The organism is Pseudoalteromonas sp. AS84, assembly GCF_038900255.1.
Taxonomy (GTDB): domain Bacteria; phylum Pseudomonadota; class Gammaproteobacteria; order Enterobacterales; family Alteromonadaceae; genus Pseudoalteromonas.
In genome coordinates this window covers 14,592-38,179 of sequence record NZ_JBBMQY010000025.1, presented here as the reverse complement: position 1 = coordinate 38,179, position 23,588 = coordinate 14,592, and the positions used below count along the sequence as shown (strand labels likewise).

General features: G+C 39.4%; 24 protein-coding genes. 10 read left to right on the top strand and 14 right to left on the bottom strand.

Features of this window, described 5'->3' with window-relative positions; genetic code table 11:
* Nucleotides 1-133: 133 nt before the first annotated feature.
* The 7 genes from WNY79_RS18560 to WNY79_RS18530 form a co-directional block, all read right to left on the bottom strand.
* Nucleotides 134-928, bottom strand: a complete 795-nt coding sequence (locus tag WNY79_RS18560; RefSeq protein WP_002962833.1) for a putative porin — start codon at nt 926-928, stop codon at nt 134-136.
* A gap of 199 nt (nt 929-1,127) precedes the next feature.
* On the bottom strand, nt 1,128-1,502 hold the full coding sequence (locus tag WNY79_RS18555) for a PH domain-containing protein (RefSeq protein ID WP_024599818.1): 375 nt from the start codon (nt 1,500-1,502) through the stop codon (nt 1,128-1,130).
* Nucleotides 1,502-2,410 (bottom strand): ABC transporter ATP-binding protein, encoded by a 909-nt coding sequence (locus WNY79_RS18550; RefSeq protein WP_170072922.1) that lies wholly within the window; start codon nt 2,408-2,410, stop codon nt 1,502-1,504. The genes WNY79_RS18555 and WNY79_RS18550 overlap by 1 nt, the downstream gene beginning before the upstream one ends.
* Nucleotides 2,407-3,234 (bottom strand): ABC transporter permease subunit, encoded by an 828-nt coding sequence (locus WNY79_RS18545; protein ID WP_342876581.1) that lies wholly within the window; start codon nt 3,232-3,234, stop codon nt 2,407-2,409. The genes WNY79_RS18550 and WNY79_RS18545 overlap by 4 nt, the downstream gene beginning before the upstream one ends.
* 143 nt (nt 3,235-3,377) lie before the next feature.
* A complete protein-coding gene (locus tag WNY79_RS18540) occupies nt 3,378-4,559 on the bottom strand; it encodes a cystathionine beta-lyase (RefSeq protein ID WP_182716713.1) in 1,182 nt (393 codons plus the stop codon).
* Between the two features lie 9 nt (nt 4,560-4,568).
* Entirely contained in the window at nt 4,569-5,489 is a 921-nt protein-coding gene (gene nudC, locus WNY79_RS18535) for an NAD(+) diphosphatase (RefSeq protein WP_342876588.1), read from the bottom strand.
* A gap of 174 nt (nt 5,490-5,663) precedes the next feature.
* Nucleotides 5,664-6,167: an NYN domain-containing protein gene (locus WNY79_RS18530; protein WP_024594121.1), complete on the bottom strand. Its 504-nt coding sequence runs from the start codon at nt 6,165-6,167 to the stop codon at nt 5,664-5,666.
* 150 nt (nt 6,168-6,317) lie between these two features.
* Here WNY79_RS18530 and WNY79_RS18525 point away from each other — a divergent pair, with 150 nt between their 5' ends.
* Complete coding sequence (locus WNY79_RS18525; RefSeq protein ID WP_182712725.1) at nt 6,318-6,941, top strand: hypothetical protein; 624 nt, start codon at nt 6,318-6,320, stop codon at nt 6,939-6,941.
* Nucleotides 6,941-7,684: a DUF3307 domain-containing protein gene (locus WNY79_RS18520; protein ID WP_290192862.1), complete on the top strand. Its 744-nt coding sequence runs from the start codon at nt 6,941-6,943 to the stop codon at nt 7,682-7,684. The genes WNY79_RS18525 and WNY79_RS18520 overlap by 1 nt, the downstream gene beginning before the upstream one ends.
* 126 nt (nt 7,685-7,810) lie before the next feature.
* Here WNY79_RS18520 and WNY79_RS18515 read toward each other — a convergent pair whose 3' ends face one another.
* Both WNY79_RS18515 and WNY79_RS18510 read right to left on the bottom strand, forming a co-directional pair.
* On the bottom strand, nt 7,811-9,205 hold the full coding sequence (locus tag WNY79_RS18515; protein ID WP_342876580.1) for a DEAD/DEAH box helicase: 1,395 nt from the start codon (nt 9,203-9,205) through the stop codon (nt 7,811-7,813).
* A gap of 200 nt (nt 9,206-9,405) precedes the next feature.
* The gene (locus tag WNY79_RS18510) at nt 9,406-10,245 is read right to left on the bottom strand and encodes a 2OG-Fe(II) oxygenase family protein (RefSeq protein ID WP_024599825.1); all 840 of its coding nucleotides are present in this window, start codon (nt 10,243-10,245) and stop codon (nt 9,406-9,408) included.
* A gap of 266 nt (nt 10,246-10,511) precedes the next feature.
* Here WNY79_RS18510 and WNY79_RS18505 point away from each other — a divergent pair, with 266 nt between their 5' ends.
* On the top strand, nt 10,512-11,714 hold the full coding sequence (locus WNY79_RS18505) for a bifunctional alpha/beta hydrolase/OsmC family protein (RefSeq protein ID WP_342876579.1): 1,203 nt from the start codon (nt 10,512-10,514) through the stop codon (nt 11,712-11,714).
* A gap of 49 nt (nt 11,715-11,763) precedes the next feature.
* Here the strand turns inward: WNY79_RS18505 and WNY79_RS18500 are convergent, their stop codons facing one another.
* Nucleotides 11,764-12,516, bottom strand: a complete 753-nt coding sequence (locus tag WNY79_RS18500; RefSeq protein ID WP_342876578.1) for an alpha/beta hydrolase — start codon at nt 12,514-12,516, stop codon at nt 11,764-11,766.
* A 129-nt stretch (nt 12,517-12,645) separates the two neighbouring features.
* Between WNY79_RS18500 and WNY79_RS18495 the strand changes: the two genes are divergently transcribed.
* A complete protein-coding gene (locus tag WNY79_RS18495) occupies nt 12,646-12,969 on the top strand; it encodes a hypothetical protein (RefSeq protein ID WP_010555318.1) in 324 nt (107 codons plus the stop codon).
* A gap of 72 nt (nt 12,970-13,041) precedes the next feature.
* Here the strand turns inward: WNY79_RS18495 and WNY79_RS18490 are convergent, their stop codons facing one another.
* The 3 genes from WNY79_RS18490 to aspS all read right to left on the bottom strand — a co-directional run bounded on the left by WNY79_RS18490 (nt 13,042) and on the right by aspS (nt 15,782).
* Nucleotides 13,042-13,638 carry a pentapeptide repeat-containing protein gene (locus tag WNY79_RS18490; RefSeq protein WP_342876577.1) on the bottom strand — a complete coding sequence of 199 codons (597 nt, stop codon included), beginning with the start codon at nt 13,636-13,638 and terminating at the stop codon, nt 13,042-13,044.
* Nucleotides 13,639-13,654: 16 nt separating this feature from the next.
* The gene (locus WNY79_RS18485; protein WP_076924392.1) at nt 13,655-13,885 is read right to left on the bottom strand and encodes a hypothetical protein; all 231 of its coding nucleotides are present in this window, start codon (nt 13,883-13,885) and stop codon (nt 13,655-13,657) included.
* A 118-nt stretch (nt 13,886-14,003) separates the two neighbouring features.
* Nucleotides 14,004-15,782: an aspartate--tRNA ligase gene (aspS, locus tag WNY79_RS18480; protein ID WP_342876576.1), complete on the bottom strand. Its 1,779-nt coding sequence runs from the start codon at nt 15,780-15,782 to the stop codon at nt 14,004-14,006.
* Nucleotides 15,783-16,294: 512 nt separating this feature from the next.
* Here aspS and WNY79_RS18475 point away from each other — a divergent pair.
* From WNY79_RS18475 to WNY79_RS18450, 6 genes are all read left to right on the top strand, one after another.
* Nucleotides 16,295-17,143 (top strand): DUF72 domain-containing protein, encoded by an 849-nt coding sequence (locus WNY79_RS18475; protein WP_182749666.1) that lies wholly within the window; start codon nt 16,295-16,297, stop codon nt 17,141-17,143.
* Nucleotides 17,144-17,167: 24 nt separating this feature from the next.
* A complete protein-coding gene (locus WNY79_RS18470) occupies nt 17,168-17,668 on the top strand; it encodes a YgjP-like metallopeptidase domain-containing protein (RefSeq protein ID WP_024599830.1) in 501 nt (166 codons plus the stop codon).
* Nucleotides 17,669-17,882: 214 nt separating this feature from the next.
* Complete coding sequence (locus WNY79_RS18465) at nt 17,883-20,066, top strand: YHYH protein (RefSeq protein WP_342876575.1); 2,184 nt, start codon at nt 17,883-17,885, stop codon at nt 20,064-20,066.
* Nucleotides 20,067-20,102: 36 nt separating this feature from the next.
* Nucleotides 20,103-20,609, top strand: coding sequence for a hypothetical protein (locus WNY79_RS18460; protein WP_197185613.1), 507 nt, complete (start codon nt 20,103-20,105; stop codon nt 20,607-20,609).
* Nucleotides 20,610-20,830: 221 nt separating this feature from the next.
* Nucleotides 20,831-22,189: an ATP-binding protein gene (locus WNY79_RS18455; RefSeq protein WP_342876574.1), complete on the top strand. Its 1,359-nt coding sequence runs from the start codon at nt 20,831-20,833 to the stop codon at nt 22,187-22,189.
* Nucleotides 22,190-22,193: 4 nt separating this feature from the next.
* On the top strand, nt 22,194-22,871 hold the full coding sequence (locus tag WNY79_RS18450; RefSeq protein WP_342876573.1) for a response regulator: 678 nt from the start codon (nt 22,194-22,196) through the stop codon (nt 22,869-22,871).
* A gap of 83 nt (nt 22,872-22,954) precedes the next feature.
* Here WNY79_RS18450 and WNY79_RS18445 read toward each other — a convergent pair whose 3' ends face one another.
* On the bottom strand, nt 22,955-23,512 hold the full coding sequence (locus WNY79_RS18445) for a hypothetical protein (protein ID WP_342876572.1): 558 nt from the start codon (nt 23,510-23,512) through the stop codon (nt 22,955-22,957).
* Nucleotides 23,513-23,588: the final 76 nt, after the last annotated feature.

Below are 23,588 nucleotides of genomic sequence, written 5' to 3'. Positions count from 1 at the left end.
AGCATGATAAAGGCCGTAATTATGGCTGGTAAAAGTTTATAGTTGAAAGCTCAAACGTTTAAAAACGACAAAGCCCGCTAAATTTAGCGGGCTTTTTAATATTACTTTTGTATTAACTAAGTGCGGGACTTAATTAAAACTGAAAACGCATGTTAGCAAAGTACGCATCGTTGTCAGAATCATCAGCGTTGTTTTCGTAACCCACCTTTACACCAATATTTTTATTGATGAAGTGTTGAGCACCAAAGCTATAAGTATCTTGCTTATTGTAGTTAGCAAATACAGATGTTGCTTTTGAGAAGTAGTAGTTAGTTTCTGCTACCCATTGGTTTTCTGCATCATCAATACTTTCGTATTTACCTTCAAATGTTAGGTAGTTACCTTGCTGCAAATCAATAAAGTATTTAGCAGCCACTGCACGGTAATCAAAATCGTCGTCTGATGTAAGTGTAACACCTACGTAATCAGTGCTGTTTAGCATGTAGTTGTAAGCTAAATCAAATAATGCGTAATCATCGCCGTCTTTATTTTCAACTAGTGTTACTTTTGCAAGTAAATCAGGGTTGAAAAAGTAACCACCCGTCAGTTTATAAAGCTCACTGTTAGAACCTGAATCTGGGTCTAGGTTTTCGTAAGATGCGCCAACAACAAATTCATTAATGAAGTATTCACCACCAACTGATGTTAAATCGCCAAAGTCGTCATCAGCATAGCCACCATATACGTTAGTTTGTTTATTGATGTATTCAAACTGATCGTACGGGCCTAAAGTTTTTTTAGGAGATAAATAGTAAATAGAATCTACAGCAACAGTATCGTTGTTATCGCTATTTTTGTAGCTTAGGTTACTAATTGAATTATAGCTGTCTGCAGCAGCCGCAGTGCTAGATAATAAAATGCTCGAAATAATAACTGCTAATTTTTTCATTGTAAGACTTCCCTATGTACATTGCTTTTTATGCTCTAGCTGTATTGCTAAAGTCGAGGCACATGCTAACGTTAGGAAACTGAATGAAAACTTAACTAACCAGTTGTATTTATTAAGTTAATTGTAAGGAAGTGTTGTAAACTGTAAAATTAAAGTAGTTGCAACATCTAGTCAACAACTACTTAAAACATGTACCGTATTAAAGCGCGTGTTGGCTAATAATACGGTAAACATCGTTAATATTATCGCCAGACTTAAACTCTTTACTAATTGGTGTTGGATCTGAGCCAACCCATATTTTTAGCTCGGCATCTAAGTCAAAATGCCCTGCGCTCTCTTTACTAAATTTGGTTATTTTAGAGTAAGCAACACTCACCATTTCCATTTTAGAACCGGTCATACCTTGCTTATCAATTAAGATTAAACGCTTATTAGTAAAAATAAACATATCACGTACTACTTTATATGCCTTTTCTACTTGTTCACCGTCAATTAATGTATTGGCGAGGATTTTCTCTAAATCAGAATCGTCAACTTCGCTTGCATTACCCATAAGTCCGCTAAGTAAACCCATTATACTTTCTCCTGTTTAAATATTTGATTCTCTAATGTGTGACCATTAACTAACTGCCTGTACTTCCAATTGTGCTGATGGCAAAAACTCAGCAGTGCAATATCAAGCGGCTCACCTGTTGGCTGATACTCAACTACATATTCTTTATGTTGGCTCATATACACCCGGCTCACCCCTGCAATTGCTTGAAGCTGTTGCTCAACATTTTGATAAGCCTCGCTTAGCATTAATGTATAAAAGTGTTTATCGGTATTATTAGTTTTTGTTTGGTGCTCGCTTAGTACGCCTTTATCTAAATGAAGTACCTGTGAGCATAGTCGCTCAAGCTCAGTTAAATCGTGAGAGCTTAAAATAAATGTAGCCTGCTCACTTAATTCAGATACTAGCTCACGTACTTCTCTGGCATGAATCGGATCAAGCCCTGCGGTTGCTTCATCAAGCATTACAATTTGTGGTGAACCAATAAGTGCTTGCGCTATCGTAACGCGCTTGCGCATACCGTGCGATAAGTCACCTGCACGCTGCTTTGCAATTTCTTTTAAGCCAACTAAATCAAGTACACGTAGCGCCTCAGTTTGGCTTTGCTTTGCCCCCATACCTTGTAGTTTTGCATAAAAGGCGAGTTGCTTGTCTATATTAAAACGAGGGTCAAGTTGTGCATCTTGCGGTAATGCACTTACTTTATTAAATAAAGCAGCACTACCTGGCTTATGCCCTAATATTTCAAGGCTGCCTTTACTTGGCGCTATATAGCCGCACAACAAACTAAATAAGGTAGTTTTACCCGCACCATTTGGCCCGACAAGCGCCACTGGCGCGCCTTTGTTAATTTCAAAGTCCACATTATTAAGCGCAAGTTTTGCACCATACGATTTACTCAAACCGCTAGCTGTAATTAATGGTCTCATAGTGAGCTCCTTGCAAAAATACGTTGAGCAACGCTTAGTAGCACCGCTGTTTGTACAAGGGGAATAGCAACAGCGCTTAATAATGGTAAATTTTGCCCCGCTAATAACTCTATTTGCACACCCGGAAATAAATAATCAAGCAAGCCTAATGCGGGTATTTGCCATTGCAATATACCAACTACAATACCGCCTGCTGCAAAATATAAAATTGCCAATACAATAGATAAGCGCGATGAGCGAGCAAAAGTATTTATTAACGTCATAAGTGCTACAAATGGGCACAGAGTAATCACTAATATTAAAAATATAGAAAGTGCACGGGCAAAACCACCTGCCAGTAAACTTGGATCTCTAAACCCTAGTACAGCGAGCGTAGCCACAAGAGTAATGCCCACTAAGCAGGCTAATACCGCTAGCTGCCCTAAAAAACGGCCAAACAGTATTTCAAAGCGAGTGGAGCGCAGTGATAAAAACCTCAGTGTGCCACGCTCTCTGTCGCCTACCGTTTGGTCGCTACAAATAAATAAACCAAAAACGGGAAAGCTATACAGGGCTATTAACCAGTACATAGCAAATTCGGCCTCAGGCCAATCCAATAATTTACTTAAACCAATAGAACCTGATATATCACGGGCTATTTGCTCAAAATCGGGCGCACTTACAATGCCTACTGCCTGCCCTATTGGGTAGCGCAGTATGATTAGCCACACCAATGCAAAGGCAGCTAATGCAATAAGTCCACGTTTAGTTAAAAACATACGTACAAGCTCAAATCCCGCTATTTGCGTTAATCGCCCTACGTTTGTCGGTAATGGTGTTGCCATTGACTATCCTTAATGACTTTTTATTTTCTGTGTATTTATCCACACTAAGTGTAAACACCTTGAATTACCAGCAAAAAAAAGCTCACCAATGGTGAGCTTTGTAACAATACATTTAAATGTAACAACATAAATTGCGTTAAAAATTATAAATGCTGCTTATAAACTTCAAGTGCTTGGCTTAAATCGCTAATTAAATCTTCAACATCTTCAAGGCCAATATGCAGGCGAATAACCGGGCCTAAATCCCAACCTGTATTTGAACGTAGCCCTTTCATAGTTAAATTAGCCGTTACTAAACTTTCAAAACCGCCCCACGAAAAGCCCATTTTAATATGCTCAAGGCTATCTAAAAATTCATCAATCGCTTTTTGATTACCGGTTTTCATCACAAATGAAAACAACCCATTACTGCCATCAAAATCACGTTTAAAAAACTCATGTCCTGGGCAGGTTTCAAATGCAGGGTGTCGAATATGATCAACAAGCTCATGTTGTTCAAGCCATTTAGCTACTTCTATTGCTGCTTTTTCATGTTGATTTAAACGCACACCCATTGTACGCAGGCCTCTAAGCGCTAAATACGCATCATCGGCACTGGTACATTGCCCTAGTAAGTACGAGTTTTCGCGCAAGGTTGGCCAATACTTTTTATTAGCAACAGCCACACCCATCATCACGTCTGAATGGCCAACAATATACTTTGTTGCAGCTTGAATACTAATATCAACACCGTGCTCTAACGGGCGATAATGCAAGCCGTTACCGTAGGTATTATCAAGCATGGTCATTACGTTGTGCTCATTGGCTACTTTTACCATAGCGGGCACATCTTGCACTTCCATCGTAATAGAACCTGGAGATTCTAAAAACAACACTTTAGTATTTGGCTGAATGTAATCTTTAATACCTGCGCCAATGGTTGGCGGGTAGTAGGTTGTTGTAATGCCCAGTCCCACTAAAATTTTATCGCAAAAATCGCGAGTTGGTTCGTACACGTTATCAACCATTAAAATATGATCACCGGTTTTTAAAAACGATAAAAATACTTGGCTAATCGCCGCTGCGCCACACGGGTATAGTGCACAGCCTTCGCCGCCCTCAAGTTCTGTAATCGCTTCTTGCAGCGCAAAGTGTGTTGTTGTGCCCCGGCGCCCATAAAATAACGTTTTATCGCCACGGGTTTTAGCTGCTTCTTTTAAATCGGCTACAGTATCAAATACAATGGTAGATGCCCGTTGTACAACGGGGTTTACTACGCCATGTGTATAGGCTTTTTTGCGCCCTGATGATACCAGCTGAGTGTTTTTATTACTTTTACTCGACATTGTTAATCCTTAAGGGTTTGTGCGCCAATGCTCAATTAAATAACGAGAGATAGAGTCGGTTCTAGGCAGCTTTAAATGCTCCCCTTCTTCGTGCCAATTACCAAATTGTGCTAAGTCTTCACGGCTAAACCATTTTGCATCGTCTAGCTCTTCTTTATCTACGTTAATTTCCTCAGATGTCGCCTCTGCAAAAAAACCAAGCATAATTGACGATGGGAACGGCCAAGGCTGAGATGCTACATAACGTACATTATCAACCTCTATACCTGCCTCTTCTTTAACTTCACGTGCAACAGCTTGTTCTAGTGTCTCCCCTGGGTCTACAAATCCAGCAAGCGACGAATACATACCGATAGGCCACGCAGCTTGGCGACCTAATAAACAGCGTTCTACTCCGTCAGCAAAGACTTTAGTAACGACCATAATTACCGCAGGATCGGTGCGCGGGAATGTAGGATGCTTACAGTTTTCGTTTTCACATACACGAGAATGCCCTGCTTCCACGGAGCTATTTTTACTACCACAGCGCCCACAAAAACGATGCGTGGCATGCCAATAACATAAACCTCTCGCAAGGGCGGCTATTGAGGCATATTTAATAGTTACTTGAGGCCCATATTGGCGAATATCAAAAAACTGAGCGCCCTCTATTAAAGGTATAAGTACGCTTTCATCCAGATCAGAGACATCCAGTGCAAACACACCATGTTTAGCATTGTTTAAACCAACAAAAATAGCATCAGTTAAATCTAAATGCGCCACTTGTTGATACGTTAAATAGCTTACTTTAGGGGTACCTTTAATAAATAGGGTTTGATTATTTTTAACTAAAACCCATTTACTTTGCGCCGACATTTGCGCTTTAAGCCACGATGGGTCTTTACGAAAATTTGAGCCTCTATCTAGTGGCATGTTGCTGTAATGAAGCATGTAAGTCCTTGGTAACTCGTTATGCTTTAAAATTACCATAATCATTTAGCAAACCCAATTGATTACAGTAATAAAAAAAGCCTATATAAAGCTTAATTCACCTATTACGGCTTTGTATTAAAATCTCTCATGTTGCAGGCACTTAGCTTGCATTTTTTTAACTATTTTTTGCTATTAAAGTAGCAAAGTATTATCAATTAAATGAAATTGCTCAGCGCTTTGTTTTAATACCTCAGCGGTTAACCGGTCAGCACCGTAAACATCGCACGGTACATTATATTGATTTTTTAAATGCCCAAGTAACAAGGCAAAGTCACCATCGCCAGAGAGCAAAATAACCTTATCAAGGTTTTTACCCTGCTCTAACATATCTATTGTTATGCCTACATCCCAATCGCCTTTGGCACTTCCATCACGGCGTTGAATAAATGGCTTTAGCTTTACGTCAAAACCAATCGCACGCAAAATATTTTGAAACTGGTTTTGCTTTTCATCCCCTCGATAAATAGCATACGCAAAAGCACATTCAATATTGTATTGCGCCTGCATTACCCGCCAAAACGCATTGTAGTCAAAGTTTTTTCCGTAACTCTCGCGACACGTGTAATAAATGTTTTGCACATCAACAAAAATACCGACCCGTGGTTTAGTGCTCTGCTGCTCGTTTTGTAAAGTCATTTAGTGTCCTAGTGAGGATTAATAGCAATTAAAGTAACATTATAAAATAAGTGTACCTTGCAATTTATATTTAAGTAACCTAAATTAGTTACATACCCTTATGTAATCAATATTGGTTACATATTAAAAAGTAACCATTTTGAGATTTTTATGATTGGTGTGATCAGCGGCGATATTATTAAATCGCAAACCATCCCTAAGCAGCAATACGATGCCATGCTTTACCAACTAGAGCAAAGTTTGCGAAATATTTCGGGTGAGCAAACCCTTTGGAATATATACCGAGGCGATGCCTTTCAGTTACAAGTTAATAACCCTGAGTATCTTTTTAAAAACGCTATACTAGTGTATTTACACCTTAAATCATCAGGTTATGAGCTACGCCAAAGCCTAGCGCTTGGGCAAATAGATAACCCACGTAGCGATATAAAAACAGCAACCGGCTCTGCTTTTACCCTTTCGGGGCAAGCCCTTGATAAAATAGGCAATCAACGCTTTGTTTTTAATATTAATGAGCAGCAGCTTGATGAAAGCTTAAATCTTAATTTAGCCTTTGCTGACGTATTGCTCACTAAAATCACACAAAAACAAGCAAATGCCCTGTATGTCTATTTAACATCATCAGACAACAGCCATGCGGCACTAGCTAAAGAACTTAAAACAAGTCGCGAAAATGTAACAAAACTACTAAATTTAGCGCATTACCAACTTATAGAGCGCTTCATTAAGCACACACAGCACGTTATAAAAAATATAATTAAAGGAGGTGAATAATGGCGTTTTCACTTTTAGTGGTCGCCCTTATTATTGGCCACTTACTCGCTGACTTTTACTGGCAACCTATGAGTTGGGTAAACGAGAGAAACACTCGTCACTTTAAAGCCACTAAGCTTTATTTTCATGTACTCGTGCATGGTATAACAAGTGCACTCATCGTTACCATGTGGGAATACACATTTGGCTGGCAGCAACTAAGCAGTGTTTTAATTGCAACGGCAAGCATTATGGTGAGCCATTATTTTATTGATATAGCTAAATCGTATTCTAATAAAGGCGTGGTACCTTTTTTACTTGATCAAATAGCGCACATACTCGTTATTATTGCGCTCAGTATTTGGCTAACTGATAACAGTAGCTTTATGGCTGCAATTAATAATATGCTCACTGATCCCAAAATACTGTGGGTGGTATGTGGTTATTTAACTATTTTGAGTCCTAGCGCCGTATTTATAAGAATGATGTTAGAGCGTTTAACAAGTAACTTTTCAAGTACTGGTAGCTTAGTGCTTGCAGGGCAAAGCATTGGTATGTTGGAGCGCGTACTTATGCTGAGCTTTATATTGCTTGACCAATTTGCAGGGCTTGGTTTTTTACTTGCCGCAAAATCGGTATTTAGGTTTGGCGATTTAAGTGCCAGTAAAGATAAAAAACTTACCGAGTACGTTATGCTCGGTACACTACTTAGCGTAAGTGTGACTTTATTTGTAGGTTTAGGTGTTAACTATTTAATCAGCTAATAACACATTACAGGCAATAAAAAACGCGCTACTTCTATTTATTCAAAAGAAGGGAGCGCGTTTTTTTGTATCAGCACTTAACTAAATTCTAAATTAATTAAACGCCAATATAATCTTTAATAATGATTAATCGTTATTTGTGCGACGGCGGCGTTGGCCATTACCGCCAACAGATTCACGCTTTGCCCATGGGTTTTGCGCGCTGTCATCTGTTTTAGCTGCTGGCTTTTTAGAACCACCACGGCGTGGGCCAGTACCATTACCACCATTGTTCGGCTTTTTACTGTTAGGCTTGCTGCTATCAGATTTAGGCTTATTAAAAGGCTGCTTTTTCTTAGGTTTTTTAGCCGGCAGTGGGCGAGCATCTAATGCGCGCTCTGCTACTGGGTTAATAGGCGCAAAACCGTCCTCTTCAGCACGCGGTATAAGCTCACCAATAAAGCGTTCAATACCGTATAAATCAACAGCATCTTCTGTTGTTACAAACGAAATTGCATGACCCGACGCACCAGCACGGCCTGTACGGCCAATACGGTGAACGTAATCTTCATATACGTTTGGTAAGTCGTAGTTAACAACATGCGGTAATTCAACAATGTCTAAACCACGTGCAACAATGTCTGTTGCTACTAATACGCGTACTTCACCACTTTTAAAACCATCAAGTGCTTTTACTCGTGCGCCTTGTGATTTATTACCGTGGATGGCCGCGCCTACAATATCATCGCGCTCTAGTTGTTTAACTAAGCGGTTAGCACCGTGCTTTGTACGGCTAAACACTAACACTTGTTGCCAATCGTTAGTGCGAATCAAGTGGCTTAGCAATGCTGTTTTACGTGTTTTATCTACCGCGTAAACGCACTGAGTAACACTCTTAGCTGTGGTATTTTTTGCAGCAACTGAAATTTCAACTGGGTCATTAATTAACCCTTTTGCTAATGCGCGAATTTCATCTGAAAACGTAGCTGAAAACATCAAGTTTTGACGTTTAGCAGGCATTTTAGCAATTAAGCGTTTAATGTCGTGAATAAAGCCCATGTCTAACATGCGGTCAGCTTCATCGAGTACAAGCACTTCAACGCTATCAAATTTAACGGCATTTTGATTATGTAAATCAATTAAACGACCCGGCGTTGCTACTAAAATATCAACACCTTTACGAAGGCGCTGCATTTGTGGGTTAATTTTAACGCCACCGTAAACTACAAACGAGCTCACATCCGAATGCTTAGCGTACTCTTCAACGTTTTCGCTTACTTGCAAAGCAAGCTCACGTGTAGGCGTTAAAATAAGTGCACGTACGTGGTTACTTTTAGCTTTAGGGCCAGAAGACAAACGTTCAATAAGTGGTAATGTAAAACCTGCTGTTTTACCAGTCCCCGTTTGCGCTGCCGCCATAACATCACGGCGTTCAATAATTGCAGGAATTGCTTGAGCCTGAATCGGCGTTGGCGTTTCATAGCCCTTTTCTAAAACCGCATTAACCAAAGACTGTGATAAACCTAAACCTTCAAAACTCATATAAACTCTCTTTTAAATTAGGCTACATTAGCCAGTTGCGCGCATTATACCTGTAGTAGCTAAGAATGCATGCCATTATTTACGTTGCGAGCAATTGAGCATAGCTTAATAAAATTAAACCTGTGACCAAGTTGCTTAAAAATGCAAAAAACGGCCATAAGCCGTTTTATATTTATACTTAATTACTCTAAGTATAAGAGTTACTTAACACCTAACTCGCGCAGGCGTTCTTGCAAGTAGCTATCTGCCGTGTAGCGCTCTGAAAGCACAACATCTGGATGCGGGTGTAAAAATAACGGCAGTGATATACGCGATTTAGTAGATGCTTTGCCCGTTGGGTTAATTACACGGTGAATTGTCGATGGGAAATACCCGCCCGACGCTTCTTGTAGCATGTCGCCAATATTAATAATTAAGCTGCCAAAATCACATGGCACGTCTAACCAACCGCCATCTGTTTTTTGAACTTGTAAACCAGGCTCATTAGAAGCTGGCAATACAGTCAATAAATTAATATCGCCGTGAGCTGCTGCGCGAATAGCACCTGGCTCTTCATCACCTGTCATTGGCGGATAATGTAAAATACGTAACAATGTTTGCTCAGAACCGGCAATCATGTCTTTTAAATCAATCGAAAACTTAGCACGTACATCAGCTGGAGATTCAGCCTGCACCCAGCTTAGTAAAGTACCAGCAAATTCACTTGCTAAACGGTAGTATTCACGTACATCAGCTTCAAGCTCTGCAGGAACGCGACCTTTAGGGTACACATGGAAGTACTCTTTAATGTCTTTTATTGTAAAGCCTTTCGCTACTTCAGATACTGAAGGCGGAAAATAACCGTCTTGAGTTTCTTTAGAGAATAAAAAGTCCTGCTTTTGCTCTGAGTTAAAAAAGTCTTGCCAATTTTTGTAAATAGACTCAACTAAAGACTGTGGGATTGGGTGGTTTTTTAAAACGCCAAATCCAGTATTTCTTAATGATTCAACAAATTGTGCAGCCGCATCGGGAGCTTTATAATCAACAGTAGGTAATTGCATTGTACGTTCCAGTGAATAGGTTGTGAGAAGTGAACTGCTTCAATAGTAGCAAATAGCTAAGATAAAGTAGCAAAGCCTTCATTATAGCGCTATGCGAGGATAGACAAATGACCTTAAAAACATAAGGACATATGTCCGCAAAGCATAGCCGCCGCCACTTAGCTTGATCAAGATCAACTTATAAAAAAACGTTGAATTTGCAAGGTTTAGTAACAATCTCTGGTCTACTACTATAATGTATTTTATTTGTGTAAATAAGGCTCCCCATGCGACAAAAAGTATCTTTTAAAAGCGGCGATTTAGAACTTGCCGGCCAACTTGAACTTCCCTCTGGTGACGTTAAGTTTTACGCGCTATTTGCACACTGCTTCACATGCGGAAAAGACATAGCAGCAGCTACACGTATAAGCCGTGCACTTACGCAACAAGGCATAGCTGTACTGCGTTTTGACTTTACCGGTTTAGGCAATAGCGATGGCGACTTTGCTAACAGTAACTTTTCATCGAACATTCAAGATTTAGTTTCAGCGGCTGATCATCTGCGTAAGCACTTTGCAGCGCCGCAATTACTCATTGGCCACAGTTTAGGCGGCGCTGCGGTACTGGCTGCTGCTGAGCACATTCCTGAAGTATCGGCCATTACAACTATTGGTGCACCGTCAGATGCGCAGCACGTAGCGCATAATTTTATAGCACATCTCGATGAAATTAACGCAGCCGGCGAAGCAAAAGTAAGCCTAGCAGGCCGCGAATTTACCATTAAAAAACAGTTTATAGACGATATAGCCAAGTACGATAAAAGCCACATTAGTAAGCTTAAGCGCGCATTATTAGTAATGCACTCCCCTATTGATGCAACTGTAAATATTAACGAAGCCGAAAAAATTTACGCATCAGCTAAGCATCCTAAAAGTTTTATTAGCCTAGATAACGCCGATCACTTACTTACTAATAAAAACGATGCCGACTACGCTGCAGAAATTATTGCAACGTGGGCTAATCGCTACGTTAAATATGACAAAACAAAATACGCCGCAAGCCTAACGGGTGGCAATGTACTTGTTGAAGAAAAAGATCATATATTTACTCAGCACGTAAGCACCAAAGATCATACTTGGCTTGCCGATGAGCCAATAAAGGTAGGCGGTAAAAACTTAGGCCCCGATCCGTATCATCACTTATTGGCGGGGCTTGGTGCCTGTACAGCAATGACACTGCGCATGTACGCTACACGTAAAAACTTAGCGCTAGAGCATGTTAAAGTAGAACTTGATCACACTCGAGATTACAACAAAGATTGCGAGCAAACCGGTAACCTAGAAGCCATTACCCGTAAAATCACTTTAATCGGTGATTTAACACAAGAGCAGCGCCAGCGTTTACTCGAAATAGCCGACAAATGTCCTGTGCATAAAACACTACATAACAATCCTGTTATTGTAAGTGAATTGGTAGAGTACCTACCATAAAAGTAATATAGCGCAGCTAACACTGCGCTATGATTTAACTTTTATAAACCTAATTTTTACTATCTAAAAATCCCTCTACTTCTTTACTCATTCTATCCACCAGCCATATTGGTCCGCCATCGTACATATCGTTATGGCGTGATTTTTCTATCATTATTTGTGTAACAGGAAACTTATCCAGCTCTGAATCGTTTAACAGCACATTCGCATCAGCGGGATAATCACTACCACGAAGCGTTAGTACGCGAATGTTTTTATTGCGTGGGATCAACATGCGGCGATGATCGAGAGTAATAATTTGGCTTACTTCATTAGGGTAAATAGAGCCGTATAACGCCGAAATATCCCCGCCGTTTGAGTGCCCAAATAAGGCGAGCTTTGTAAAGTCGTACGCTGGGTATTTACTCGATAGCTCATTAATTAAAAACTTAAGCGTTACTACGCCACGGTGCCAGTTTTCCATGCGAGTGGTTAAGTAAGGTTGCTCACGATTAAGGTAAGGGTCACTTTTCAATTCATGTGCAACGGCTACTGTTAAGTATCCGCGCTGATTAAACGCATTACTAACAAACGTATATTCATTATGGCTAATACCGTAGCCCGCATTAATAAACGCCACAGGGCATTTTGCTTGCGCTGTACACTTAGCATTATTAGCTGGCAATGTAATATTGATAGGAATATCGCGATTACGGCTTTCATCGGTTATAACGTTGTCATTTGCATAGCTTGTTGTGCTCATAACTAATGTGCTTAGAGCTAGTGCGCTTAATATAAAAAGCTTTTTAAGTGTTTTTTGCATATTTAAATTTATATAAATTATTGTTTTTAATTAAAAATAACTTTTACTTTATAGCTTTGCATTCTCTATTGTCAAACTATGCGATAATAGCCGCCATTGTTTAAATATATTTAGTAAAAGATCCAATAAATGAAATCATACAATAGCATTCAAGAACGTATAGAAATTTTAGAAGACAAACTAACTGCAATACATGACGAAATCGAAACACTAAAAGCACCTGCTAAAAACAACAATGAACGTATTATTTTTAAGTTTATTGAAACAGGCAGCACAGGTAAAACGAAGGATTTTGTTCGTGAGTTAGGTATTAAATCACCACGTGACGGTTTGTTTTCGTCAGGTGATGTTACAAAACTAATTAAAGATGGCGCTGAAGATATTTCACCTGCGTTATTAGAAATCGCAAGACAGCTTGCCAGTGCACGTAATAAAAATGGCCCAAGCCGTTAATTACGCAGTCACGCAGTATCTAGAAGCCCAGCCAAGCTGTCGCTTCTAGATATGTAATCATATTAAACTAAATTAATCACAAAGCTCTATATTAAGGCTGGTAAGTAAATTAAGTGCTTCGAAGCGATCAAACTTAGCATTCGCTAAAATATTATTATTCAAATCTATATTAAACGCTGTCGCACCTACAAAATCACATTTTGTTAAGTTAGTTTGAAAAAACTCACTATCGCGAAAATCTGTTCCTGTAAATTCACTACCGCTTAAATCAGCGTGTCTAAAATCAACATTTTTGGCAAAGCAGTGTGTTAGTTTGAGGGCTTTGAGAGTTAATTCAAAAAAAGAACTATTACTGAGCTCGCAATAATTAAAACTCACCGGTGCGTTAATACTAAGCGCTGGCCAATCTACATCAGCCCATTGCAAACTATTTAATTTACAGTGGCTAAAACTTACATTTTCAAGCGAACTGTAGTTCCATTTAAGTGACGATAAATTACAGTTTTTAAAACTACATTCTATAAATCGGCAATTTTTAAACTGCCCGTCTGAAAAGTCGCAATCGATAAATATACACTCTTCAAACTCAGAGTTTTCAGTTAATTGCTCTGCGTACTGTAAAGCATTAAATTGTTCATCAAAATACTGGTTATTATTACTTAACAACACAATTCACCTATTAAATTTAACCCGTGTAGCCATTACTTTTAGGTAAATCTTTTTTAAGCGCAAGCACTGCAATAAAAATCAAAGCAAGTAGTGGAAATAGCGCTAAACAGCCACCCACAAAAGCTAAAACACCCGGCATAGTACTTTTACGCTTACCTATTTTGTAGCTAATTACAGCAAAAATAGGAATACACAGCACAATAATAAAAACTAAAAACTCACCAAATAAGGTTGCATTGATCGACATAATAATTCCTTTTTCGTCTGTTCGTTTAAAACACACTCTGCTATAAATTTAACCATAAAAAAACCCTTAAGCATATAACTTAAGGGTTTTTAAATTCAGCTCAAAAGCTAAGTAATAATTACTCTTCGCTTGATACTTCTTTTTCTACAACACTAATTGCAAGCTCAGCTAACGAATCAAGGTTAGGTTTACTTGGCGCGTTGGTTAATAAACACGACGCTTGTGTTGTTTTAGGGAAAGCAATAACGTCACGAATGTTATCGGTACCACATAAAAGCATTGCTAAACGGTCAAGGCCAAATGCTAAACCAGCATGTGGTGGTGTGCCGTATTTAAGTGCATCAAGTAAAAAACCAAACTTGTCTTGTTGCTCTTGCTCGTTAATACCTAAAATTCTAAATGCGGTTTCTTGCATATCTGCATTATGAATACGTACCGAACCACCACCTACTTCGTAGCCGTTTAATACCATATCGTAGGCGTCTGAAATAGCAGTGGCTGGGTTTGCTTCAAGCTCACTTGCAGTAATATCTTTTGGTGCAGTGAATGGATGATGCACAGCATGTAATGTGCCTTCGTCATCTTCTTCAAACATTGGGAAGTCTACAACCCAAAGTGGTGCCCAGCTATTAAGGTCAGTGATTTCTAAATCAACACCAATCTTAACGCGCAGTGCGCCCATTGCTTCATTTACTGTGTTGCGCTTATCGGCACCAAATAAAATGATATCGCCAGACTGTGCATTAGTACGCTCAAGTAATTTTGTGATTACGTCTTCGCTTAAAAACTTAGCCACTGGCGATTGAACACCTTCAGCGCCTGCAGTGTGGTCGTTTACTTTCATCCACGCCATGCCTTTAGCGCCGTAAATACCAATAAACTTAGTGTAATCGTCAAGTTGTTTACGAGAAAGCTTAGCGCCACCCGGTACAGTTAACACAGCAACGCGACCTTTTTCGTCGTTAGCCGGACCTGAGAAAACATTAAACTCTACGTCTTTAACTAAATCTGCAACATCAACTAATTTCATCGGGTTACGTAAATCTGGCTTATCAGAACCGTAAAGGCTCATTGCCTCGCTGTAAGGCATGATTGGAAAATCGCCTAAATCAACGTTTAGCAATGTTTGCCACATTTCGCGGATCATTTTTTCAGTCATACCACGTACTTGATCAGAGCTCATGAACGAGGTTTCTATATCTATTTGGGTAAATTCTGGTTGGCGATCGGCGCGTAAATCTTCATCACGGAAACATTTAACAATTTGGTAGTAACGGTCAAAACCCGACATCATCAACAATTGCTTAAACAACTGTGGAGACTGTGGTAAAGCGTAAAAGCTACCTTTATGAACACGACTCGGTACTAAGTAATCGCGCGCGCCTTCAGGTGTTGCTTTAGTAAGTACAGGTGTTTCGATGTCTAAAAAGCCGTTTTCATCTAAAAAGCGACGAACAAAGCTGCTTGCTTTAGCACGTAATTTAATACGGTCACTCATTTCTAGACGACGTAAGTCTAGGTAACGGTATTTTAAACGACGCTCTTCAGAGTTTACTTGGTTAAAATCAAGCGGTAATGGCTCAGAGCGGTTAATAATATTAAGCTCTTTACCTAAAATTTCGATCTCCCCTGTTGCCATGTCTTTATTTACTTGGCTGTCTGGGCGTGCACGAACAATACCTTTTAACTGAACACAAAATTCTTGGCGAAGTGTGTTAGCCGAACTCATTAACTCTTCAATGTCAGAGTCGAATACAACTTGTACTAAACCTTCTCTATCGCGTAAATCGACAAAGATAAGTCCACCAAGGTCACGTCGTTTGTTGATCCAGCCACATAGTTCTACTTCTTGATCTACGTGAGTTTTATTTAGCTGTCCGCAATATATAGAGCGCATAGTTTTCCTGTCAGATAAAAGGCTTAAACGGTTAAAGTTATTTGTTTTAAGGCGTGTGATTTAAAAAACAGGTCACCACAATACAAATAAAGCCGCTAGCAATCTAAAAATAATCAAATTAAGCCCTGCATTATACCCAAGTAGTATCAAGATGCTAGGGCGTGTTGAACGTTGGTGGTTGAATTTGCAGCAGACGGTTTGGCTTTTAGGCAAGGCAGAGCCTATGTAGTGTGGTTACTCCCCATAAATAGGCGATAACGCAGCATAAATGCCAAACATGCGCTGCCCTTTGGGTTCTTTCTAGGGACGATTAACTCTTTGTTACTCGGTTTTTACTTAGCCCACTAGGTTACAAACCTCGCGCCGCGATTAAATCGCCCCTAGATTGAACAAATTTCAATCCACAAAGCTCAACACGCCCTAGCCGTGTACGGCTTTTGCCCCTGAATTTACAGCAGCTCGTTTTGTTATTTGCTACACTATCGCCACTTTATAATAAGGCGCTAGTTTGTATGTTATATATTGGATGCCCGCAGTGGTCGAGCAATGCATGGAAAGGCAATTTATTTTCAAGCCAATGTAAAAACGCCGATATGCTTAGCCAATACGCTCAGCATTTTAATTCAGTCGAAGGCAATACCAGCTTTTACGCCGATCCATCGCCAAGCACCGTGTTGCGCTGGGCAAATAGCGTTCCCGACGATTTTAAATTTACTTTTAAGTTTAATCGTCGCTTTAGCCACGAGCTGCACCTAACTAATGTTCAAACCGAGCTTACTGATTGGCTTAACTTGTTCTCCCCTATTTTAGAAAAAACTGGGCAGATCATGCTGCAATTACCTAAAGCATTTGGTCCTGGTGACTTACCCAAACTCGCCCAATTTATTAGCCTATTACCAAAAGAGGTTAATTACGGCGTAGAGGTACGTCATACTGCATTTTTTCAAAAGGGTGAAGCCGAAATAGCGCTTAATCAGTTATTAATGGCAAACAACCTAAATCGCATATCGATGGATACTCGCGCCCTATTTGCGGTAAAACCAACAACCGAAGCGCTAATAGATGCACAGCAAAAAAAGCCCCACTTACCGGTACATGCAATAGCTACTGGCTCAGAGCCTATGGCGCGCTTTGTAATAGCCGATTTACAAAATGACTTTAAACCCTTTTATAAACCGTGGCTAAGTAAAGTAAAACAATGGCTTGATGAAGGAAAAACGCCCTATGTGTTTTTTCATACAGCAGATAACCGAGAAGCGCCGTTATTAGCTCGCCAGTTTTGTAAGGACCTTGGTTATGATCACAAAGCATTAAACCCATTTACTGGCGAAAAAGAAGCCCACCAGCAAGCACTTTTTTAAAAGTAAAACGACAGAGAAATAATAATGAGTGAATACGCACGTTACTTTACCGGCTACCCAGCTAACATTGTTGAGCAAGTATTAAGCCTTATAAATAACAACAAGGTATGTGACTACTTACTTAAAAAGTACCCGCAAGCACATACCATTACTAGCGATAAACTACTTTATAGCTATGCAACCGAGCTTAAAAAACAGTATTTAAAAAATGCGCCACCATTTGGCCGTGCAGCATTTAAAAAGCAAGGCGACATGGTTACTAATGCACTTGGTACACATACGTATCGAATGCAAGGTAAAACCCGCAAACACGATTTAGCGATAAACAGCGACTTACTCCGCGCTCCCGAGCCATTATTAAAAGCGTTAGTGGTACATGAGCTCGCCCACTTTAAAGAAAAAGATCACAACAAAGGCTTTTATCAACTTTGCTGCCATATGGAGCCGAGTTATCACCAGCTAGAGTTAGATTTAAGAATTTTTTGTGTGGTCGTCGCAATGGGTGAAAATCCTTATTTAAAATAAGGATTTTACCGTTGTTTAACTGAGTGAAAATAACGCCCATGCTTAAGTTAATATTTCCTTCCATAACCAAGCGTTCATACCCAGTCTTTTATCCCCGTAAGCAACTCACAACTTAACGCCTGTCCTTAATAAAAACAAAAAGTTTAAAACTACATAATTGCCCTACATTTGAGAACTACACTCTTAAAAGTTAATTTAATCTTTGGAGTTTTAAATGATGAAAAATACCTATGCCTTTTTACTCAGTGCACTGTGCTGTGTAACCTTAAGTGCCTGCAACGAGCAAAACAGCCAATCACTTCAACAATCAAACCTCAATGATTTTACTCTAACAAGCTCAAAGGTAAGCGGTGGCGGTAACTTGCCTATTACTTATACGTGCGATGGGCAAAGCATTAGCCCTCCACTTAACTGGAGCGGTGCACCTGACACAACCAAATATTATGCATTAATTATGGATCATAAAGCGCCAGAGGGAATGCATTGGTATTGGACCATGTATAATATTACCGCCGATAAAACACAAATTAAAGCGGGCAAAACTCTCGGTGAAGTAGGCTCTAATAGCGTAAACGATTTAAACCAATACGCACCGCCTTGCTCTAAAGGCCCGGGTGAAAAAAGCTATACTTATACTGTGTACGCGTTATCTGCACCGGTTACCTTTAATAGCGATACAAAAGTAGATCGCTCAGCATTACTCGCTGCTGTAAAAGATATTACGCTCGATACTGCAAGTATGACGGTTAAATACTCGCGAAGCGCCAATAGCGCCGAGCACAAACCTAATGCAAGACCAAAACCAAATGAGCAACCAAAGCCTGATAAATCATATTTAACCGCTAACGTAAAATCACCTCGTTGCGATGCTATTACACAATCAGTAAGTCATGCAGGGTTTGATAAAAGCGTATCTGTTACGTGCGATGAACACTATGCTTATATTGCCTCATCTACTTATCCTGATCATGAAGTAATGACTGGTATTACAGGTACTAACGAGCAAATACCCGTTCCAGCTAAAGACTACGCCGCACCTATAAAACTAAATCCTAAAAAAGCAAAAGCAATTACTACAATTGATGCAGCCGTAGGTGTTGCCGTTAATGGCGTACCAATATACGACTATTCTTCGCAAGGCGAACTAGACGTAGATAGCTACGATGAGAAACACGACACTTTAGCACTCGGACAGTTAGATATATGCGGCGGACACGCAGGACGAGGTGATGACTACCATTACCACGTATCGCCAACGTGTATGATTGACACAATGAAAAACCAATCAAGCGATGCCATTATTGGTTGGGCTTACGATGGTTACCCGCTCTATGGTAGTAAAAACCCAGACGGCAGTGTAATTGCCAAAGGTGACCTTGATGTATGTAATGGGCAAGCCGACGACACATTTGGCTACCGCTATCAAACATCAGCTACGCCGCCGTATATCATTCAGTGCTTAGTAGGTGAAGTAGATACCGCAAAATTACCAAGAGTGTCACCACTGAGTGGCGATACTCAAGGTATAAGAGCCGACTTACGCCCGCCACAAGGGGGCGTTGAAAACTTAACGCACACAATCTCTGAAAACGGCAGCCGTACAATGAGCTACTCATACAAAGGCGAAAACTACTTTACTACCTACAGCCCTGCATCACAGGGAAAAGACTGCTATAGCTTTAAACAAAAAACCATCAGTAATAGTGGCAAAGTTCAAACAGGTACATTTTGTAGAGGTCCGCAACCAAATCACCTTACTCCTACAGTCACTAAGCAAAATACAAATCCTGCCATTACAGGCAACCATAACTTAAAACTAGAAGCATGGGCTGATAACTGGTTTACAGCCTACATAGGCGAGCAGTTACTTGTTGAAGATTCTGTGCCAATAACCACAGAGCGCTCATTTAATGCCGAAAGCATTACGTTTTCTGCAAACTACCCTATTGAGCTTAATTTAATAATTAAAGACTTTAAGCAAAACGACACTGGGCTTGAATACATCGGCGCTAAAAATCAGCAAATGGGTGATGGCGGTTTTATTATGCAACTTACCGACACCAATACAAATAAAGTGGTTGCGGTAAGCAACAAAAGCTTTAAATGCGAAATACTTCACAAAGCGCCGCTTAACAAATTATGCGAAAGCGAAACAAACCCTGTTGCGGGCGAAGGCGCTTGTACGTTTATGTCAAAAGAAGCACCAACTAACTGGCTGCAAAGTAACTTTGACGATACGAATTGGGCTAATGCAGTAGAGCACAACTTTGCCGATGTAGGACCAAAAGACGGTTACGACGATATTAACTGGGATGAAAACGCAAAATTCATATGGGGCGAAGACTTAGAAACCGACAACACCCTTATTTGTAAAGTAACTATTGAGCAACCTCAATAAACAAAAAGGTCTCCGCTTCAATAAAAGGTAGTAATTATGTATTTTTTTAAAAAATTAAAATGGCTAATGCTAGCGTGTATTTTAACAAGTATGTGCGCTCAAGTGAGCGCACATGTATTAAAAAACACAACAGCCCAAGTAATTTTAAGAGATGGACAAGTTGAAGTAAAAGTATTAACTAATGCTGAGCATTTAATCTCAGCACTGCAAAGCGAGCAAGCATGGCTTATGGGCGATATTGATAAGCTTATGCCTACAAACTTAAGTGCAGAGCAACAAGAAGAGTTTGTAAAAAATGCACTTAAACAAAAAACGAGCTTACGTATAAATCAGCAAGTTATCGTGTTTGAACGCGTCGCTTTTACCACCAGCAACAACGAAGCGCACGACCTAGAAATTGTTTTTCAAGCGAAGCACACATTTACAACAGTAGATGAGCTTGCCATATCGTTCCCTAAAAGTTTAGGCGCAGTACACGTAAGCTTTGTAAAACCACAATATAAGTTACTGGGTGCTGGCGATACCGCAAAAATAAAGTTCTAGGCCAAGAATCAACATACCTAAAAGCTTACTTAAAAAGGATTTTAGTAAGCAACTCCTTAAATACGCTAATTGTAGGCACATAATCAATATGCAATACTGCTTGGTACGTTAACGTCATGATCTTTACTATTTGCCAATCAGTGAAATTAATACATAAATTCTTTTTAGCTTTTTTTATCACTAATATCGCCCTTGTTGGGCTTATGTTTGTGTTTATATACATGACCTTTTCGTCAGGGTTTAACGACTTTGTTGAACAAGAAGAAACAAAACATGTAGCAATGGTTAAGCATCAACTTATTGAGCTTTATAGCGGATTAGGCAGTTGGCAACCCATTACACAAAGCACGCAATTATGGCGCTCTATTGTAGAGCCGCAAAAAAAGCCAGGCGAGCCCAAAGCGAATAAACACACAAGCACCCCACCCAAACCAAATAACAGCAATGCAACGCCTTCTTTATTGTGGGTACACTTACCTGCAGGTTCCCTTAAAACAGGGCAACGTATAAGTTTATATGATCAAAATAAAAAGGTTGTTATTGGTAGGGCTAATTTAAACGACAACCCACATATAGAACCTATTTTATTAAACAATAACGTTATAGGCTGGATAGGTTTAGTACCTTCAAAACTTGTGCAAAGTAGCCCAACAAAAGCGTTTTTAGCAGCGCAATTTCATAACTATTTTATGATCACATTACTCGTTATTGTGCTCGCATTTATTATGGCTATTGTGTTATCTCGCCATTTAATAAAACCAATAAAGCAAATAGTGACTGGCACCGATGAGTTAACAAAAGGAAATTTTGCCAGCAGAATCATCCCCTCTAGTAAAGATGAGCTAGGTACCCTATCCAACAACTTTAACGCCTTAGCCCACACGCTTGAGCAAAACCAACAAATGCGATTCCAATGGGTGTCAGACACATCCCACGAATTAAGAACCCCACTTACTGTACTACACTCGCATTTACTAGCCGTGCAAGATGGCGTATTTACAGCCGACACAAAGCGTATTAATTTACTCATAAACCAAGTAGATAACTTAAGTCATATTGTTGACGACCTAGCTCAACTAGCACAAACAGATAGCGTTAATTTAACCTATGACAATGCGCGCATTGATTTAATCACTATTTTTGAGCAATCAATTGAAAACTACACCGCTCGCTTTAAAGAGTGTGAATTAAATGTAGACAGCAAAAGCTTAACAAAAGCCGGCAAATGTATAATAAATGGCGATAAAGAACGCCTTGTACAATTATTTTCAAACCTGTTAGAAAATACCTGCAGATACACGCATAAAGGTGGGCAAGTAATAATACTTGCCAACAAAACACACAATAATATTGAGCTTATTTTACAAGACTCAGCCCCAAGTGTTTTACCAAACGACTTACAAAAATTGTTTGAGCGTTTTTATCGCGTTGAAAAGTCTCGAAGCCGAGAGCACGGCGGCTCGGGCTTAGGGCTTGCACTTTGCAAACAAATAGTAGAAGCACATGGTGGTCAAATATCGTTGCACAACTCACCACTTGGTGGACTAGAAGTTAAAATAACGCTGGCACTTTTAGGTTAAAATAATGGCATCACAAAAAATACTTATCGTTGAAGACGAAGAAAACATTGCAGAGGTACTTATTGCCTACGCTAAGCAACAAGATTACGAAACTGAGCACTTAAATAGCGGCAAAGGTGTAGTTAGTTTTGTAAAACAAAACGCAGTAGATTTAATACTTCTTGATTTAATGTTGCCAGATGTTGATGGCATAGAGCTATGTAAGCAAATTAGAGCCTTTTCAAGTGTGCCTATTATTATGCTTACCGCAAAAAGTGAAGAAATAGACCGCTTACTGGGTTTAGAGCTCGGCGCCGATGACTACATATGCAAACCTTTCAGCCCTAAAGAAGTTATAGCGCGCATAAAGGCCGTACTAAGAAGGACCAGCCAGCCTAAAACCAACATCATCAATCATAATAATTTTCAATTACACAAAGACGATTACGAAGCGCGCCTAAACGGCAAAAGTATTGGCTTTACCGCCGTCGAGTTTAAAATGTTTTTATTATTTATAAGCCACGTAGGTCGTGTTTTTACCCGCGAAGATATTATTAATAACGTATACAGCGACACAACCGACATATCCGATCGCAACATTGATACACACATTAAAAATATACGAAAAAAGATTAACGACATTCAAGCAGGACTAAACCCAATAGCAGCGGTTTATAGTGTGGGCTATAAATTTAAAGAGTAGGTATTTAGCTTGTATTTTTAAAGGACTGAATAAATCTTAGCGCCACCTAAATATCTCCTCTCAGGACGTAAAAGATAATTAGATTATTTATACTGTCCAAATAAAAATTCTTTCGTAAATTTTTCGCCCTGAATAGAGTTATATGACAGAGATAACTTTAGTCTTGGTAATAAATGCATGAAACGCCTAATCTCTTTTGAATGTATAGCCTTAACGACTAGAAGTTCAACATTGTCATTAGAGCTCATACACAATGGACCACCTAGAGTAAACTTTAAATTATTACTAGTACCATAAATCTCCCTTTCAAGCTCTGCTTGCGTAAGTGATTTTCCACCTAAAGAAATACTATATTGAAGATCTAATGCAGAGCCACTTCCATAGTTTTTAATACTAAATTTATAATGTAAGTTATTTTTATCGAAATATTCCATTTTTTCTATAACTGGCTGAATCGAATGCAAGTACTGTTTTTCATTATGCTTCAAACCATTTCTAGCAAAAATAAATGTTATAATCGTCGCCGAAAGGGCTATTAAATCACTTAATTTAACTTCAAACGAAAAGCCTTGCCCTACAATAAAACCAGTAATAAAAATTAGCGCTACACTGAAAATAATTGTTTTATCGTGTGCTCTCATCAAATAACCTTTAAATAAAATAATTACTTCTAGACTCTTAAATACAAAAGCGCGATATCAGTCGCGCTTTTATTTT